This is a genomic window from Plantactinospora sp. BC1 (genome assembly GCF_003030345.1).
Lineage (GTDB): Bacteria > Actinomycetota > Actinomycetes > Mycobacteriales > Micromonosporaceae > Plantactinospora.
The window spans coordinates 5,628,086-5,645,290 of the sequence record NZ_CP028158.1 but is presented as its reverse complement, the minus strand read 5'-3'; the positions used below and the strand labels follow the sequence as shown (position 1 = coordinate 5,645,290).

16 protein-coding genes are annotated in these 17,205 nt (G+C 72.1%); 3 read left to right on the top strand and 13 right to left on the bottom strand.

The annotated features are described in order from the left end of the window. Window positions 1–26: 26 nt before the first annotated feature. Window positions 27–641 carry a G/U mismatch-specific DNA glycosylase gene (mug, locus tag C6361_RS24715; protein ID WP_107263044.1) on the top strand — a complete coding sequence of 205 codons (615 nt, stop codon included), beginning with the start codon at window positions 27–29 and terminating at the stop codon, window positions 639–641. Here mug and C6361_RS24710 read toward each other — a convergent pair. The 4 genes from C6361_RS24710 to C6361_RS24695 all read right to left on the bottom strand — a co-directional run bounded on the left by C6361_RS24710 (window position 626) and on the right by C6361_RS24695 (window position 5,907). After that, window positions 626–2,581, bottom strand: coding sequence for an ABC transporter ATP-binding protein (locus C6361_RS24710; protein ID WP_199853550.1), 1,956 nt, complete (start codon window positions 2,579–2,581; stop codon window positions 626–628). The genes mug and C6361_RS24710 overlap by 16 nt on opposite strands. Before the next feature lie 128 nt (window positions 2,582–2,709). Next, window positions 2,710–3,474, bottom strand: a complete 765-nt coding sequence (locus C6361_RS24705) for an enoyl-CoA hydratase/isomerase family protein (protein WP_107269154.1) — start codon at window positions 3,472–3,474, stop codon at window positions 2,710–2,712. Between the two features lie 46 nt (window positions 3,475–3,520). After that, window positions 3,521–3,748 carry a helix-turn-helix domain-containing protein gene (locus tag C6361_RS24700; RefSeq protein WP_007462679.1) on the bottom strand — a complete coding sequence of 76 codons (228 nt, stop codon included), beginning with the start codon at window positions 3,746–3,748 and terminating at the stop codon, window positions 3,521–3,523. A gap of 551 nt (window positions 3,749–4,299) precedes the next feature. Continuing rightward, window positions 4,300–5,907, bottom strand: a complete 1,608-nt coding sequence (locus C6361_RS24695) for an ABC-F family ATP-binding cassette domain-containing protein (RefSeq protein ID WP_107263047.1) — start codon at window positions 5,905–5,907, stop codon at window positions 4,300–4,302. Window positions 5,908–6,172: 265 nt separating this feature from the next. Between C6361_RS24695 and C6361_RS24690 the strand changes: the two genes are divergently transcribed. Beyond that, the gene (locus C6361_RS24690; protein ID WP_107269153.1) at window positions 6,173–7,087 is read left to right on the top strand and encodes a neutral zinc metallopeptidase; all 915 of its coding nucleotides are present in this window, start codon (window positions 6,173–6,175) and stop codon (window positions 7,085–7,087) included. Between the two features lie 92 nt (window positions 7,088–7,179). On the opposite strand, the gene C6361_RS24685 is transcribed toward C6361_RS24690, so the two are convergent. Together C6361_RS24685 and C6361_RS24680 are read right to left on the bottom strand one after the other, a co-directional pair. Then, window positions 7,180–7,827 (bottom strand): acVLRF1 family peptidyl-tRNA hydrolase, encoded by a 648-nt coding sequence (locus tag C6361_RS24685; protein ID WP_107269152.1) that lies wholly within the window; start codon window positions 7,825–7,827, stop codon window positions 7,180–7,182. An 87-nt stretch (window positions 7,828–7,914) separates the two neighbouring features. Continuing rightward, the gene (locus C6361_RS24680; protein ID WP_107271152.1) at window positions 7,915–8,541 is read right to left on the bottom strand and encodes a LysE family transporter; all 627 of its coding nucleotides are present in this window, start codon (window positions 8,539–8,541) and stop codon (window positions 7,915–7,917) included. Between the two features lie 260 nt (window positions 8,542–8,801). Here C6361_RS24680 and C6361_RS24675 point away from each other — a divergent pair, with 260 nt between their 5' ends. Beyond that, entirely contained in the window at window positions 8,802–12,047 is a 3,246-nt protein-coding gene (locus tag C6361_RS24675; protein ID WP_107269151.1) for a penicillin acylase family protein, read from the top strand. A gap of 1 nt (window position 12,048) precedes the next feature. Here the strand turns inward: C6361_RS24675 and C6361_RS24670 are convergent, their stop codons facing one another. The 7 genes from C6361_RS24670 to sufD form a co-directional block, all read right to left on the bottom strand. Next, window positions 12,049–12,585, bottom strand: coding sequence for an alpha/beta hydrolase (locus C6361_RS24670; RefSeq protein WP_107271151.1), 537 nt, complete (start codon window positions 12,583–12,585; stop codon window positions 12,049–12,051). A gap of 99 nt (window positions 12,586–12,684) precedes the next feature. Beyond that, complete coding sequence (locus C6361_RS24665) at window positions 12,685–13,062, bottom strand: metal-sulfur cluster assembly factor (RefSeq protein ID WP_234358978.1); 378 nt, start codon at window positions 13,060–13,062, stop codon at window positions 12,685–12,687. Then, window positions 13,059–13,550 (bottom strand): Fe-S cluster assembly sulfur transfer protein SufU, encoded by a 492-nt coding sequence (gene sufU, locus C6361_RS24660; RefSeq protein ID WP_107263051.1) that lies wholly within the window; start codon window positions 13,548–13,550, stop codon window positions 13,059–13,061. Before sufU ends, C6361_RS24665 begins: the two co-directional genes overlap by 4 nt. After that, window positions 13,550–14,857 (bottom strand): cysteine desulfurase, encoded by a 1,308-nt coding sequence (locus C6361_RS24655; RefSeq protein ID WP_107269150.1) that lies wholly within the window; start codon window positions 14,855–14,857, stop codon window positions 13,550–13,552. Before C6361_RS24655 ends, sufU begins: the two co-directional genes overlap by 1 nt. Before the next feature lie 19 nt (window positions 14,858–14,876). Then, window positions 14,877–15,650, bottom strand: a complete 774-nt coding sequence (gene sufC, locus C6361_RS24650) for a Fe-S cluster assembly ATPase SufC (protein WP_107263053.1) — start codon at window positions 15,648–15,650, stop codon at window positions 14,877–14,879. Continuing rightward, window positions 15,647–15,976, bottom strand: coding sequence for a non-heme iron oxygenase ferredoxin subunit (locus tag C6361_RS24645; protein ID WP_107269149.1), 330 nt, complete (start codon window positions 15,974–15,976; stop codon window positions 15,647–15,649). Before C6361_RS24645 ends, sufC begins: the two co-directional genes overlap by 4 nt. After that, complete coding sequence (gene sufD, locus C6361_RS24640; RefSeq protein WP_107269148.1) at window positions 15,976–17,151, bottom strand: Fe-S cluster assembly protein SufD; 1,176 nt, start codon at window positions 17,149–17,151, stop codon at window positions 15,976–15,978. Before sufD ends, C6361_RS24645 begins: the two co-directional genes overlap by 1 nt. Between the last annotated feature and the right edge of the window lie 54 nt (window positions 17,152–17,205).

Here is a 17,205-nt window from a genome sequence, read left to right as displayed (position 1 = left end):
GTGTCCGGTCTGGTGCTGACGGTGATATGGGCGACCCGGAAGAGCGGCCGACCTTGACCGCAGCGCCGCGGGCCAGGCGCCGACCGACCCCGGCCGAGGTGGCGGCGGCCGCCGACCGGCTCCTCCCCGACCTGATCGCCCCGGACCTGCGGGTGCTCTTTTGCGGCATCAACCCGGGGCTCTACTCGGCCGCGACCGGCTGGCACTTCGCCCGCCCCGGCAACCGGTTCTGGCCCGCCCTGCACCAGGGCGGGTTCACGCCGCACCTGGTCGACCCGGCCGACCAGGCCGACCTGCTCGGCTACGGGCTGGGCATCACGAACCTGGCGGCCCGGGCCAGCGCCCGGGCCGACGAACTGACCCGGGACGAACTGGTCGAGGGCGGCCGGCTGCTGGTCGAGAAGGTCCACCGCTACCGGCCACGCTGGGTGGCGGTACTCGGGGTGACGGCGTACCGGACGGCGTTCGCACGGCGTACGGCAAGGATCGGCCGGCAACCGGAGACGATCGGTGACGCCCAGCTCTGGGTGCTGCCGAACCCGAGCGGGCTGAACGCCCACTTCACCGGGCCGGGGTTGGCTGCCGAGTTCGCCGCACTGCGGGCGGCGACCCTGGCCGAGCCCGGTCAGACCGGGTCGTAGTCGGGGCGCGGCATCGTGATCACCGGCTCCGGGCCGACCGCGTCGGCGTACGGCGCCGGGGAGTCGACGACGGCGAACTGGGTCCGGTACAGCTCGGCGTAGAGGCCGCCCACGGCGACCAGCTCCTCGTGCCGGCCGCGTTCGACGATCCGCCCGCGGTCCAGCACCAGGATCTGGTCCGCCTCCCGTACCGTCGACAGCCGGTGTGCGATGACCAGCGCCGTACGCCCGCTCAGCGCCACCGACAGCGCCCGCTGCACCGCCGCCTCCGACTCGGAGTCGAGGTGTGCGGTCGCCTCGTCCAGGATCACGATCGACGGGGCCTTGAGCAGCAGCCGGGCGATGGCGATGCGCTGCTTCTCACCGCCGGAGAAGCGGTAGCCCCGCTCGCCGACCATGGTGTCGAGCCCGTCCGGCAGCGAGCGGACCAGCTCCTCCACCTGGGCGCCGCGCAGCGCCGCCCAGAGTTCGTCGTCGGTCGCGTCGGGCTTGGCGTAGCGCAGGTTCTCGGCGATGGTCTCGTGGAACAGGTGCGAGTCCTGGGTCACCACCCCGATGGTGTCGCGCAGTGAGTCTCCGGTGGCGTCCCGGACGTCGACGCCGCCGACCCGGACCGCCCCGTCGGTGACGTCGTAGATCCGGGAGACCAGCATCGAGGTGGTGGACTTGCCGGCACCGGAGGGCCCGACCAGGGCCACCATCTGGCCCGGCTCGACGGTGAACGAGACGCCGCGCAGCACCGGCTCGTTGACGGTACGGTCCAGCGTGGCGACCTCCTCCAGCGAGGCGAGCGACACCTCGGCGGCGGACGGATAGCGGAACCGTACGTCGTCGAACTCCAGCCGGCCGGCGCCGCGCGGGATCTCCACCGCGTCCGGCTTCTCGGAGATCGACGGGGTCAGGTCGAGCACCTCGAAGACCCGGTCGAAGGAGACCAGGGCGCTCATCACGTCCACCCGGACGTTCGACAGCGCGGTCAGCGGGCCGTAGAGGCGGGTGAGCAGCAGGGCGAGCGTCACCACCGTGCCGGCGCTGACGTCGCCCTGGACCGCGAGCCAGCCGCCGAGCCCATAGGTCAGGGCCTGGGCCAGCGAGGCCACCAGGAGCATCGCCACGAAGAAGGTGCGGGAGTACATCGCGGACTGGATGCCGATGTCGCGGACCCGCTCGGCCCGGTCGCCGAACCGCCGCGCCTCGACCTCCGGCCGGGCGAAGAGCTTGACCAGCAGCGCCCCGGACACCCCGAACCGCTCGGTCATGGTGGCGTTCATCTTGGCGTCGAGGTCGTACGACTCCCGGGTGATCTCCGCCAGCCGGCGACCCACCCGGCGGGCCGGGATGATGAAGATCGGCAGCAGCACCAGGGAGAGCGCGGTGATCTGCCAGGAGAGCGTGAACATGACGGCGGCGGTCAGCACCAGCTGGATGATGTTGCTGACCACCCCGGAGAGCGTGCTGGTGAAGGCCCGCTGCGCCCCGGTCACGTCGTTGTTGATCCGGCTGACCAGCGCCCCGGTCTGGGTCCGGGTGAAGAACTGCAACGGCATCCGCTGGACGTGGTCGAAGACCCGGGTGCGCAGGTTGAGGATGATCCCCTCACCGATCCGCGCCGAATACCAGCGCTGGGCCAGCGAGAGCAGCGCGTCCAGCACCGCGAGACCGGCGATCACCAGGGCCAGCCGGACGACCAGTCCGCCCGCGTCGGCGCCGCCGCCCGAGATCGCGTTGATCACGTCACCGGCGAGGACCGGGGTCGCCACCCCGATGATCGCGGCGAAGACGACCGTGACCAGGAACACCGCGATGTCGCGCCGGTAGGGTCGGGCGAACTCCACGACCCGTCGTACGCTGCGCCGGCTCACCCGGTGTGCGGTCACCTCGTCGCGGTTTCGCAACGAGCGCAGCATGTTCCAACCGCCCATGCTGGCACCGGCACCCATCGGGTTCACCACGCGCGACCTCCCAGTCGTCCTCGACGACTACGACAACCGGAGCGGCCGCGCGATTCTTCCCGAATCGCCCCTTGATCACACCCCGTCGGCTGATCACGCACGCCGTCGGGCTCAGCCTATTCGCCGGCTCCGACAAGATCACGCATACGCCGGGCCTGCGCCTCGCGCTCGGCCCGCTGCTGCTCCGCCGGGGAGCGCCCGGCGGCGCCGGCCAGCAGCGCCTTGATCTCCACCACCGCGTTCCGGTCGCCGCTGAGGATCGCGGCGGTCAGGTCCCGGGCCGCCGCGTCGAGCTCCTCCGGCGGCACGACCACGCTGGCCAGGCCGAGCCGCTCGGCCTCGGCCGCGTCGATCCGCCGGCCGGTCACGCAGACCTCCAGGGCCCGGGCATAGCCGACCAGCTCCACCAGCCGCTTGGTGCCGGCCAGGTCGGGAACCAGGCCGAGGGTGACCTCGGCCATCGCGAAGGTGGCGTCGGAGGCGAGCACCCGCAGGTCGCAGGCGAGCGCGAGCTGGAAACCGGCCCCGATGGCGTGCCCCTGCACCGCCGCGATCGAGATCAGGTCGGGGCGGTGCAGCCAGGTGAAGCCGGCCTGGAAGCCGGCGATCCGTTCGGCGCACTCCTCGGGCGGCAACGCGGCCATCTCGGCCAGCGAGTCCCCCGCCCCCGAGCGGCCGGTCGCCACGGAGAGGTCGAGCCCGGCGGAGAAGGCCCGACCCTCGCCCCGTACCACCACGACGCGCACGTCACCCGGCAGGTCCCGGGAGAAGTCGCGCATCGCCCGCCACATCTGCGGCGTCTGTGCGTTGAGTACGTCGGGCCGGCACAACGTCACTGTCGCGACCGGCCCGTCGCAATTGAGTCGTACGCCGACGGTCATGCAGAAGGCCGCAGGCGTACGGGTCCGGACCAGGCTGCTGAACGGATCACGCCTTCTTCCGACGACGCGCGCCGCCACGCTGACGAAGCTGTACACCAGACTCGGTGAGCACCCGGTGGATGAACCCGTAGGAACGGCCGGTCGAGGCCGCCAGGGCGCGGATGCTTTCGCCGGAGGTATACCGCTTGACCAGGTCCTTGGCGAGCGTCTGGCGCTCGGCTCCGACGATCCGGCGACCCTTCTCAGTGCTGGTGGCTGTGCCAGTGGCTGCCATGTTGATTCCTCACGTCCCAGACTGTGCGGTTCGATACGGTCCCACCTATTAGACCGCCTCGAACGATCATGCGCTAGATATCAACTCTTCGCCAACCGACACGCACAGCACTGTCAGTTTCCCGATTGAGTGATTGCGCCACCGGCCCGGTCCGCATCCACCATCCGAGGTTGCACCGCACGTCAGCAGGGATTTCGAGCCGCAACCGTCCGGTCGCGACCCGGGCCGACGCTGTTTTACCGCCGCCCGGTCGAGTTTCCTTCCACGCCACGGGAGTTTCGGTTCATCATCCGGCGAGTTTCGTTCCACGGACGTCAAGTTTCGGCTCACGTCGCGGAGGGTTTCGTTCCCGGCTCGGATTCCGTAGCGGCGGATTCCGCAGAATGGTGTTCCGGTCCGCGCAGTGCCGTCTGTGCCCGCCACCGGCAAGCACGAGACATTGTCGTACCGACCGTCCTCTTCGGCACCTCGACCCGGGCGGGACGGCGCCGATCCCGGATCGTCGTCGGTCAGTACCCCGGAATCCGCCGCGACCGGCGACGGACCCGCCGCTAGGCCAGCTCGACCAGCTCGAGCAGGTCGTCGCTCCAGGCGTCCTCGTCGCCGTCCGGGAGCAGGATCGCCCGGTCGGGCTTGAGCGCCAGCACCGCGCCCGGATCGTGGGTGACCAGCACGATCGCCCCGGGGTAGCGGGCGATGGCGTCGAGCACCTGCTCCCGGCTCACCGGGTCCAGGTTGTTCGTCGGCTCGTCCAGCAGCAGCACGTTCGCGCCCGAGCAGACCAGGGTGGCCAGCGCCAGCCGGGTCTTCTCACCGCCGGAGAGCACCCCCGCCGGCTTGTCCACGTCGTCACCGGAGAAGAGGAACGCGCCCAGGATCTTGCGCAGGTCGGTGTCGGTCTGTTCGCTGGCGGCGCTGCGCATGTGGTCCAGCACGCTGCGGTCCACGTCGAGCGTCTCGTGCTCCTGCGCGTAGTAGCCCAGCCGCAGCCCGTGGCCCGGCCGGACCTCGCCGGTGTCCGGCTCCAGCAGCCCGCCGAGGATCCGCAGCAGCGTGGTCTTGCCGGCACCGTTGAGCCCGAGGATCGCCACCCGGGAACCCCGGTCGACGGCGACGTTGACGTCGGTGAAGATCTCCAACGAACCGTACGACTTCGACAGGCCGGCGGCGGTCAGCGGCGTCTTGCCGCACGGCGCCGGGCTGGGGAACCTGACCTTGGCCACCCGGTCGGCGACCCGGGCCTCCTCCAGCCCGGAGAGCAGCTTCTCGGCCCGGCGGGCCATGTTCTGCGCGGCCACCGTCTTCGTCGCCTTGGCCCGCATCTTGTCGGCCTGGGCCATCAGGGCGCCGGCCTTCTTCTCGGCGTTGGCCCGCTCCCGGCGGCGGCGCCGCTCGTCGGTCTCCCGCTGCTCCAGGTATTTCTGCCAGCCGACGTTGTAGACGTCCACCACCGAGCGGGTCGCGTCCAGGAACCAGACCTTGTTGACCACGGCCTCCAGCAGCGAGGCGTCGTGACTGATCACGATCAGCCCGCCCTTGTGCCCGGAGAGGAAACCGCGCAGCCAGGTGATCGAGTCGGCGTCCAGGTGGTTGGTCGGCTCGTCGAGGAGCAGGATGCCGCCGCCGTTCTCGGCCGCGTCCCGGAACAGGATCCGGGCCAGCTCGACCCGGCGGCGCTGACCGCCGGAGAGGGTGCCGATGGTCTGCGCCAGGACCCGGTCCGGCAGGCCGAGGTTGGCGCAGATCCGCGCCGCCTCCGCCTCGGCGGCGTACCCGCCGAGGGAGGCGAACTGGTCCTCCAGCGCGCCGTACCGGCGGACCAGGCGGTCGTCGCCGGAGCCGTCGGCGAGCTGCTCCTCGATCTCCTTCATCCGCGCCATCAGCACGTCCAGGCCCCGGGCCGAGAGCACCCGGTCCCGGGCGGTGACCCCCAGGTCACCGGTGCGCGGGTCCTGCGGCAGGTAGCCGACCTGGCTGCGCCGGTCGATCTGCCCGGCGTAGGGCTGCCCCTCGCCGGCCAGCACCTTGAGGGTGGTCGTCTTGCCGGCACCGTTGCGCCCCACCAGGCCGATCCGGTCACCGGGCTGGACCCGCAACGTGGTGTCGGACAGCAGGATCCGGGCGCCGGCACGGAGTTCCAGGCCGCTCGCAGTGATCATGTCGGAGAACTCGCTCTCGGGGTCGAAGGCTGACTCAGGGCACACGGACGAGCCGGCGGATCACGGATCCGTCGGCTCGGGGCGTTCAGCCTTCGCAGAGCAGCACGGTTGCGATTGTACCGGGCGACCGGCCCGGACCGGTGCCGGATTACCGATCAAGATCATCGGGTATCGACAATTCGCGACACCGGGCGGCGCAGGCGACAGCCGGCCCGGCAGGTGACATCGGGCGAGGCATCGGCGATCAGGGCGATCGGGGTACGTGATGGAACTCAACGAGAACGCACGGATCGATACCAGTCAGGTGGACGACCGACGCGGGTCCGGCGGCGGCGGGCTCGCCGGGATACCCATCCCGATCGGCGGCGGCCGGGGCGGCCTGGTCGGCCTGATCATCGCCGTGCTGGTCACCCTGGTCGGCGGCGGCTTCGGCGTCAGCCAGCTCACCGGCTCCGGCGGCGAGGAACAGGGCGACAACACCGCACTGGAGCAGCGCTGCGACGCCGCCGACGCGCTGCGCCAGCTCGACTGCCGCAACACCCTCTTCGTCAACTCCATCCAGGCGTACTGGCAGCGGGCGATGCCGGAGCACTTCGACCGGCCGTACCAGCCGTCCGACACGGTCTTCTTCGAGCAGGCGGTGAGCAGTGGCTGCGGCCGGGCCGACTCCGGGGTCGGGCCGTTCTACTGCCCGCTCGACGACCTGGTCTACATCGACCTGAGCTTCTACCGGGTACTCGCCGAGCAGCTCGGCGCCCCCGGCGAGTTCGCCCAGCCGTACGTGCTGGCGCACGAGTACGGCCACCACGTGCAGGACCTGCTCGGCACCGAGCAACGGGTACGCGACCAGCGGCAGGCCGACCCCGGCGAGGCGAACCGCCTCTCGGTGCTGCTGGAACTCCAGGCGGACTGCTACGCCGGGGCGTGGGCCCGCAACGCCACCGGCACCGCCGACGAGCGAGGGGTGAAGATCTTCACCAGTCTCACCGAGCGGGACATCCAGGAGGGGCTGGACACGGCGGCGGCGATCGGCGACGACGCGATCCAGCGGAAGTCCGGCGGCCGGATCGACGAGTCGCAGTTCACCCACGGCAGCTCGGCCGACCGGCAGAAGTGGTTCGGCACCGGCTACTCCAGCGGCGACCCGACCTCCTGCGACACCTTCGGCACCACCCGCTGACCGACTAGCCCCGGCGCCGGGTCGCGGAGCGGCACGCTGCCCGGCCCGCCCGGTTACGGGTCGCGAAGCAGCACGCCGACCTGCCCGCCCGGCTACGGGTCGCGGAGCAGCACGCGTACCGCTCGGGCGGCGGAGATCGCGTCGACGAGTACGGTGTGCCGGGGCTCGGGCACGTCGAGCAGGCGCTCGGCCCGCAGCGCCGCCACCGGGGCGAGCCGCCGGTCCGCCAGGATGGTCTCCACCGCCCGCCGGTCACCGCCGGTCACCACCGCGACGAGCCGGCCGGCCTCGGGCAGCAGCAGCCGGACCGCCAGGTCCGCCCCGTCGGCGGCGGCGGCCTTCGCCTGGTTGTCGCGGCGCCGGGCGAACCGCTGCTGTGACCAGCCACCGGCGGCGGTGCGGCCCTGCACGTACCGGCTGTCCACCTTGGAGACGACGAGGCGGTCGCCGTCGGCGACGCCGACCGCCACCGCTCCCTTGCGGGCCAGCAGCAGCCCCAGCCGCCGGGGCGCGGCGACGGCGGCCAGGAAGGCGGGCAGGTCGTCCGTGCCGGGCACGCCCGGCGGCGGGTGCAGCACCGCGAGGGTGCCGTCCGGGGCGGTCAACCGGGGCCCGTCCGGCCCGGCGGCGACCTCGGGGGGCCCGCCGTGCCGCTCGGCGAAGCCGTCGAGCCAGCGGGCGAGCCGGGCCGGGGCCACGTCCACCCACCGGCCGCCGCCGGCAGCGGGTCGGCTGTTCACCACCGAACGGTACGACGTCGGCCACCACCACCCGGCCGCCGGGTCCGGTACCCGCTCGGCGGGTCGGCGCCCGCCACCGCGTCCGGGTCAGCGCAGCAGCACTTGGATGGCGAGCGCGGCGATCAGTGCGCTGGAGACCAGGGCGGTGCCGAGCCGCCCCCGGGGGCCGGAGAGCGCCCGGCCGACCAGCGACCCGCCGGAGGCGACCAGCAGCTGCCAGCTCGCCGAGGCGGCGAACGCGGCGAGCACGAAGATCGCCTCCGCCCCGGCCGACCAGTCGGTACCGGCCCGCCGGCCGAGCACCAGGGCGGTGAAGTAGAGGATCGTCATCGGGTTCAGCAGGGTCAGCGCCAGCAGCCCGCCGTACGCCCGCAGCGGGGTACCGAGGCTGCGGTCGGTTCTGGCGGCCCGGCCCGGGTCGGCCCGGTGCCGCAGGGCGCCCCAGGCTCCGGTACCGGCCAGCAGCAGGAGTACCCCGACCGCGACCCAGCGCAGCGGTTCGGCGATCGGCTCGATCAGGCCGGCCAGCGCGGCGCCGCCGAGCACGGCGACGACGGCGTAGAGCCCGTCGGCGGTGGCGACCCCGAGCGCGGCGGCGGCGCCGACCCGGATCGAGGTACGCGCGGTCAGTCCGATCACGAGGATGGCGATCGCGCCGACCGGGATGGCGACGCCGTATCCGGCGAGCAGGCCGGCGAGGAGCGCGTCGGCCATCACGGTGCCGGGGCGCTCGACGCCGACCGGTGGCACTTCCGCTGTCGTCGGGTGGCCGGTTCGGGCGCGGCGGCGAGAGCGGAGGTGCACGAGGTAGGCGCGATCACGCGACGATTCTGGCCGGCCGGCCAGCCACCCGCGACGGATTATCCGTCGGCTCGGGCGGGCCGATCCAGGACTATCTATCGGGCCCGCGAACTCGTTACCATCCGGTAGCCGAATGTTGCTCACATTCGCTCGTACCGTCGGAAGGATCCCCGATGGCCCACCGTCCCCGCCGCCGCGCCGCCGCCGGGATCGCGGTGCTCAGCGCCGCCGTGCTCGCGTTGACCGCCGCCCCGGCACCGGCCGCGGCACCCTCCGGACCCACCGGCCCGGAGACCGCACCGCCGGCCGCGCCGGCCACCACCGCCTTCGCGGCCGGCGACCACTGCCTGGGCCAGTGCGCCGACATCCTGCCGCCGGGCCAGAACGGCAACGCCACCCTGGTCGAGGTGCTGGCCAACCAGACCCTCGGGGTACTCCCCCGGCACGCCGGCGATCAGCTCGACCGGTACGCCAGCCTGGTCTACGGGTACGCCGGGCTGCGCGAGGACCAGCTCGGGGCGTTCTTCAACGACGCCTCCTTCGGGGTACCGCCCGGACAGGTCGAACGCAGCTACTCGCCCCGGGCCGACGTCACCGTGCTGCGGGACCGGGCGACCGGCGTCCCGCACGTCACCGGCACCACCCGGGGCGGCACCATGTTCGGCGCCGGCTACGTCGGCGCGGAGGACCGCCTCTTCACCATGGACCTGCTCCGGCACGTCGGCCGGGGCACCCTCACCCCGTTCGCCGGCGGCGCACCCGGCAACCGGGCCCTCGAACAGAGCGTCTGGCGGAACTCGCCGTACACCGAGGCGGATCTCGCGGCCCAGGTCGCCGCGCTGCGCCAGCGCGGTCCCCGGGGCGAGCAGCTCTACACCGACGTGCAGGAGTACATCGCCGGGATCAACGCCTACATCCGGCACTGCATGGCGAACCGCAACTGCCCCGGCGAGTACGTCCTCACCGGCCACCTGGACGCGATCACCAACGCGGGCGGGCCGGAGCCGTTCCAGATGACCGACCTGATCGCGATCTCCGGGGTGGTCGGCGGGCTCTTCGGCGGCGGCGGCGGGCACGAGATGCAGTCCGCGCTGGTCCGGATCGCCGCCCGGGCGAAGTACGGACCGGTCGAGGGTGACCGGGTGTGGAGCGCGTTCCGGATGCAGAACAACCCGGAGACGGTACTGACCCTGCACGACGGGCAGAGCTTCCCGTACGGCGCCGCCGACCCGGACGCGCCCAGCGTGGTACTGCCCGACCCGGGATCGGCCCGACCCGAGGCGGTCACCGCCAACCCCACCGGCTCGGCCCGGCAGGCCGGCGGCGGACCGTCCGAACTGGCCGCCGCGCTGTCGGGGCTGACCGTCACCCCCCGGGGGATGTCGAACGCCGCCGTGGTCTCCGCCGCGCACTCCGCCACCGGCCACCCGATCGCCGTCTTCGGGCCGCAGACCGGCTACTTCGCCCCGCAACTGCTGATGATGCAGGAGTTGCAGGGGCCGGGGATCAGCGCCCGGGGCGCCGCGTTCGCCGGAGTCAACCTCTACGTGCTGCTCGGCCGGGGCCAGGACTACGCCTGGAGCGCCACCTCGGCCACCCAGGACATCACCGACACCTACGCGGTGCCACTCTGCACCACCGACGGCAGCGCGCCGACGCTGGCCAGCAACTTCTACCGGTATCGCGGCCAGTGCCTGGCGATGGAGGAGATCTCGCACGTCAACTCCTGGCAGCCGACCGTGGCGGACGGCACGGCGGCCGGCTCGTACACGATGGTCGCCCGGCGGACCAGGCTGGGGCTGGTGGCCTGGCGGGGCACCGTCGGCGGGGCGCCGCACGCGTTCACCCAGCTCCGCTCGACGTACCGGCACGAGGCCGACTCGGCGATCGGCTTCCAGATGTTCAACGACCCCGCCGCGATGGGCTCCGCCGCGCAGTTCATGAGCGCCGCCGCCGAGATCGGGTACGCCTTCAACTGGTTCTACGTCAACTCCCGCCAGGCCGCGTACGCCAACTCGGGGCTGAACCCGGTCCGGGCCGCCGGCAGCAACCCGAACCTGCCGATGCGGGCCGAGCCGGGGTACGAGTGGCAGGGCTTCGACCCGGCGACGAACACCGCGACCTACCATCCGGCGTCGGCGCACCCGAACTCGGTCGACCAGGACTACTACATCAGCTGGAACAACAAGCAGGCCGCCGACTACGGCGCCTCGGACGGCAACTTCAGCTTCGGCCCGGTGCACCGGGGCGACCTGCTGGACAGGCCGATCCGGGCGGCGATCGAGGCCGGCCAGAAGTTCGACCGGGCCTCGCTGACCGCGCTGGTGCAGCGGGCCGGCCTGACCGACCTGCGCGGGATCGAAGTGCTCGACGAGCTGGTCCGGGTGCTGGAGAGCCAACCGGTCACCGACGCCGGGCTGGCCGCGACGATCGGCCGGCTCAAGGCGTGGCGACAGGCCGGCGCGCTCCGGGTGGAGACCTCGGCCGGCTCGGAGACGTACCAGCACGCCGAGGCGATCCGGGTCTTCGACGCCTGGTGGCCGCTGCTGGTCCGGGGCCAGTTCGCCGGGCCGCTCGGCGGCGACCTCTACCAGGCGCTGGTCAACGCGATGCAGATCAACGAGTCACCCTCCGGGCACCAGCAGGGGGACACCTCGGACCTGCCCGGTTCGGCCGCCGACGCCCAGGGGCACAAGGGCTCGTCGTTCCAGTACGGCTGGTGGGGTTACGTCGACGCCGACCTGCGGACGGTACTCGGCGAACCGGTCCCGGGCGGGCTCGGCCGGACGTACTGCGGCGACGGGAGCCTGGCCGCCTGCCGGCAGGTCCTGCTGGACACCCTGCGCACCGCCGCCGCCCAGCCGGCCGCCGAGGTCTATCCCGGCGACGAGCACTGCGCCGCCGGGGACCAGTGGTGCGCCGACGCCATCGTGCAGTCCCCGCTGGGCGGGATCAGGCACGACATCATCGCCTGGCAGAACCGGCCGACGTACCAGCAGGTGGTGTCGTTCCCGGCCGGGCGCGGCGACGACCTGAGCAACCTCGCCGCCGGGCGGCCGGTCTCCGCCTCCAGCAACCAGCTCGGACACGGCGCCGCCCGGGCGGTGGACGGCGATCCGGGTACCCGCTGGGCCAGCTCCTGGTCGGACAACCAGTCGATCACCGTCGACCTCGGCTCGGCCCGCACCGTCGGCCGGGTGGTGCTGCACTGGGAGGCGGCGTACGCGAGGTCGTACCGGATCGAGGTCTCCACCGACGGCAGCACCTGGCGCCCGGTCTGGTCGACCACGGCCGGCGACGGCGGCACCGACAACGTCGCCTTCCCCGCGACCTCGACCCGCTACCTGCGGATGCGGGGCCTCACCCGGGGCACCGGCTACGGCTTCTCGCTCTGGGAGTTCCAGGCGTACCGGCACTGAGTCAGGGGATCAGCCTGTCGAGCAGCTCGAAGGACTCGTACGGCTGGTCGGCGTCGCCGAAGTGGCCGTCGTCGCGGACGATCTGCGTGCCGCCGAGCCGCTCGAACATGGCGCGTCCCTGCCGTTCGTCGCAGCCGTACGGGTCACGCCGGGAGTTGACGAAGTAGATGTCCCGGACACTCGCCCTGATCGCCGCCCAGTCGTAGGCCGGTTGCAGCACCGGTTCCTCGTCGGTGTTCGGCCGGGTCGAGTAGCCGGCGACCAGGATCGCCTGGGAGACCGTGGTGTCGAGGTGTTCCAGGAGTGCCAGCAGCAGCGCCGCGCCGCCCGAGTGCCCGACCAGCACGGTCTGCTCGTCGAACTCGTGGTTGGCCAGCACCTTCGGCAGGAAGGTGTCGATCGGCTCCACGTTCAGGTCCGGATAGTGCGGGATCTCCACCGCGTACCCCCGGTCGGCCAGTCGCCGGCCCAACCACGGGTACCAGACGACCTCGGGGTGCCCGCCCGTACCGTGAAAGATGATCGCTTTCGCTGTCACCTGATCATCCTCCCGCCGTACCCCGGAAAAGCCCACCGGAAAAGTCGACGGCCCGTGGTCGCGGGGCGACCACGGGCCGTCGAGGCCCGCCGGATCGGCTCAGACGTTGAAGCCGAGGGCGCGGAGCTGGTCCCGGCCCTCGTCGGTGATCTTGTCGGGGCCCCACGGCGGCAGCCAGACCCAGTTGATCCGGATGTCGTCGACGAGCCCGCCGCCGGGGCCGGTGGTCAGCGCCTGCCGGGCCTGGTCCTCGATCACGTCGGTCAGCGGGCAGGCCGCCGAGGTGAGCGTCATGTCCAGGGTCGCGACGTTCTCGTCGTCGACGTGCACCCCGTAGACCAGGCCGAGGTCGACCACGTTGATGCCCAGCTCGGGGTCGACGACGTCCTTCATCGCCTCTTCGATGTCGGCGACCGCGGCCCTGCCGGTCGACCCCGTCGGCTCGGCCGACGCGGCCTTCATGTCCTGGTCAGTCATGCCGTCTTCACCTCGCTCCGCTCGTTACTGTCCTGGTTGTCGGCTGCCTCGACGTCCACCCCGGCCCGGGCCGCGGCGTCCTTGAACGCCATCCAGGGCAGCAGCGCGCACTTCACCCGCGCCGGATAGCGGGCCACCCCGGCGAACGCCACCGCGTCGCCGAGCAGTTCCTCGTCCGGGGTCACCTGACCGCGTCCCGACATCAGCTCCACGAAGGCGGCGTGCACCGCGAACGCGTCCCCGGCCCGCCGGCCGGTGAGCAGCTCGTGCAGCACGCTCGCCGACGCCTGGCTGATCGAGCAGCCGAGGCCGTCGTACGAGACGTCGCTGAGCGTGTCGTCGGCCAGGGCGACCCGTACGGTCACCTCGTCCCCGCAGGTGGGGTTGACGTGGTGCGCCTCGGCGGCGTACGGCTCACGCAGCCCGCGCCCGTGCGGATGCTTGTAGTGATCCAGGATGATCTCCTGGTAGAGCTGGTCGACCTGCATCACCCGAACACCTTCCGTACCTGTTCCAGCCCGCGCACCAGGGCGTCGACCTCGCTGGTCGTGGTGTACAGGTAGAACGAGGCGCGGGTCGTCGCCGGTACGCCGAACCGGACGCAGACCGGTCGCGCACAGTGATGGCCGACCCGCACCTCGACGCCCTGGGCGTCGAGCACCTGACCCACGTCGTGCGGGTGGATGCCGTCCAGCGCGAACGAGATCGTCCCGCCCCGGCCGACCGGTACCGTCGGGCCGAAGATCCGCAGCCCGGGGACGGTCGCCAGGGCGTCCAGCGCGTACGCGGTCAGCTCCTTCTCGTGCCACTGGATCGCCTTCATGCCGATCCCGGTCAGGTAGTCCACCGCCGCGCCCAGCGCCACCGCCTCGGCGATCGGCGGGGTACCCGCCTCGAACCGGGCCGGCGGCGGCGCGTACGTCGAGCCGGCCATGCTGACCGTCTCGATCATCGAACCGCCGCCGAAGACCGGCGGCATCGCGGCCAGCAGCTCGCCCCGGCCCCAGAGCACCCCGATCCCGCTCGGCGCGCACATCTTGTGCCCGGTGAAGGCGATGAAGTCGACGTCCAGGTCGACCACGTCGACCGGCAGGTGCGGCACCGACTGCGAGCAGTCGAGCAGCAGCAGCGCGCCGACCTGCCGGACCCGCTCGGTGATCCGGGCGGTGGCGTTGACCGTGCCGAGGATGTTGGACATGTGCACGATCGAGACCAGCCTGGTCCGCTCGTTGACCAGCTCCGCCAGCCCGGACTCGTCGAGCCGGCCGCCGTCGGTGACCGGGAACCAGCGCAGCGTCGCGCCGGTCCGCTCGCAGAGGAGCTGCCACGGCACGATGTTCGAGTGGTGCTCCATCTCGGAGATCACGATCTCGTCGCCGGGGCCGAGCCGGAACCGCGGGTCACCGGCCGGGCCGCCGAGCGAGGCGTTGGAGAAGGCGTACGCGACCAGGTTGATCGCCTCGGTGGAGTTCTTGGTGAAGACCACCTCGTCGGGGCTCGGCGCGTTGATGAAGGCCGCGACCTTCGCCCGGGCCGCCTCGTACGCCTCGGTCGCCTCGGTGCCGACGGTGTGCACCGAGCGGGAGACGTTGCCGTTGTGCCGCTCGTAGTGCTCCCGCAGCGCGTCCAGCACCTGCCGGGGCTTCTGCGAGGTGTTCGCGCTGTCGAGGTAGACCATCGGATGGCCGTTGACCTCGCGCCCCAGGATCGGGAAGTCGGCGCGTACCGCCTCGACGTCGTAGCGCGGCACGTCGTCGTACTGTGGCATCCCCGGCGGGATCGCGATCGTGGTCATCTCGACGGTGCCCTTCGGCTCAGGCCCGGGCCGAGCCCGCGCCGGCGACGTACCGCTCGTAGCCCTCGGCCTCGAGCTTCTCGGCCAGCTCCGGACCGCCCTGCTCGACGATCCGCCCCGCCACGAAGACGTGCACGAAGTCCGGCTTGATGTAGCGGAGGATCCGGGTGTAGTGGGTGATCAGCAGCAGCCCGGTCTCGCCGGTCTCGCGGACCCGGTTGACGCCCTCGCTGACCACCCGCAGGGCGTCGATGTCGAGGCCGGAGTCGGTCTCGTCGAGGATCGCCACCTTCGGCTTGAGCAGCTCGAGCTGGACGATCTCGTGCCGCTTCTTCTCGCCGCCGGAGAAGCCCTCGTTCACGTTGCGCTGCGCGAACGCCGGGTCCATCTGGAGCCGCTCCATCGCGCCGCGCAGCTCGCCGGCCCAGGTGCGCAGCTTCGGCGCCTCACCGTCGATCGCCGTCTTGGCGGTGCGGAGGAAGTTCGCCACCGACACCCCGGGCACCTCGACCGGGTACTGCATGGCCAGGAAGAGGCCGGCGCGGGCCCGCTCGTCGACGGCCATCGAGAGCACGTCCTGACCGTCCAGCAGCACCTCGCCGCCGGTGATCTCGTACTTCGGGTGGCCGGCGATCGAGTACGCCAGGGTCGACTTGCCGGACCCGTTCGGGCCCATGATGGCGTGGGTCTCCCCCGCCCGCACGGTGAGGTCGACCCCGGCCAGGATCGGCTTCAGCTCGCCCTCGGGCAGCCGGACCGACACCTGCAGGTCACGGATCTCCAGAACGCTCATGGTGCGGTAACTCCATTGCTCGGCGTGAGACTCAGGTAGATGTCACCGTCGCGGATCTCGACGGGGTAGACGGGTACGGGTTCGGTCGCGGGCAGCCCGGTCGGTTCACCGGTACGCAGGTCGAAGCGGGAGCCGTGCAGCCAGCACTCCAGGGTGCAGCCGTCGACCTCGCCCTCGGAGAGCGCGACGGCGGCGTGCGAGCACTCGTCCCGGATGGCGTAGAAGTTGCCGTCCTCGGCGTGCACGACGGCGACCTCGGTGCCGTCCACGGCGGCGGAGACGACGCTGCCCTTCGGCACGTCCTCGGTCGAACAGATCCTGATCATCAGACCGCCGCCTTGGCCAGCCGCGTCTCGATCTGCTCGCCCAGCCGGTCGCGCAGCTCCTCGGCCGGGATCTTGTTGAGCAGCTCGGCGAAGAAGCCCCGGACGACCAGCTTGCGCGCCTCGCCCTCGGGGATGCCCCGGGCCATCAGGTAGAAGAGCTGCTCGTCGTCGAAGCGCCCGGTCGCGCTGGCGTGCCCGGCACCGGCCACCTCGCCGGTCTCGATCTCCAGGTTGGGCACGGAGTCGGCGCGGGCGCCGTCGGTAAGCACCAGGTTACGGTTGATCTCGTACGTGTCGGTGCCGGTGGCGGCGGCCCGGATCAGCACGTCGCCGACCCAGACGGTGTGCGCGCTCTCGCCCTGCAACGCGCCCCGGTAGCCGACGTAGCTGCGGCAGTCCGGCACGCTGTGGTCGACCATCTGCCGGTGCTCCAGGTGCTGCCCGGCGTCGGCGAAGTAGAGGCCGTAGAGTTCGGCCTCGCCGCCCCGGCCGGTGTATTCCACGCTGGTGTACTGCCGGACCAGGTCCCCGCCCAGGCTCACCTGGATGTGCGTCACCTTCGCGTCCCGGCCGAGCCGGACCCGCAGGTGCTGGGCCTGCACCGCGTCGGACGCCCAGTCGGCGACGGTGACCAGGGTCAGCTTCGCGCCCTCGTCGACCGCGACCTCGACGTTGTCGGCCAGGGTCACCGAACCGGTCTGCTCCAGCACCAGCGTGACCTCGGCGAACCGGCCGATGTCGAGGAAGGTGTGCCCGAAGGAGGCGCCGTCGGCGCCCTGCCCGACCAGCCGGACGGTCACCGGCTCGGCCGGCCGGGTCTCCGGGGCCACCGCCACGACCACCGCCTCGCCGGCCCGGCCGTGCGCCAGCGCGCTGATCCGGTCGAACGGGGTCAGCACGCTGCCGATCCGGGCGTCACCCTCGTGCACCCCGCCGAACGTGACCCCGTCCGGCAGCGCGGCGACCTCGTAGCGCAGCCGGCCGTCGACCGGGGTGAACGTGTCGTCGGCCAGGCCGCGCAGCCGCTTGAGCGGGGTGAACCGCCACTCCTCCTCCAGGCCGGTCAGGGCCGGGAAGTCGCGGACGTCGTACGAGCGGAGCGTCTGCGCCTTGGTCTGCGCGATCTGGGCCGCCTGCGCTCCGGGTGCTTCGGGCGCGAATGCTTCGGTAGTCATCTCTTCCTTGGTCTTGTCTCGACGAGGTCGCAAGGCGGATCGACGGGGCGGGCG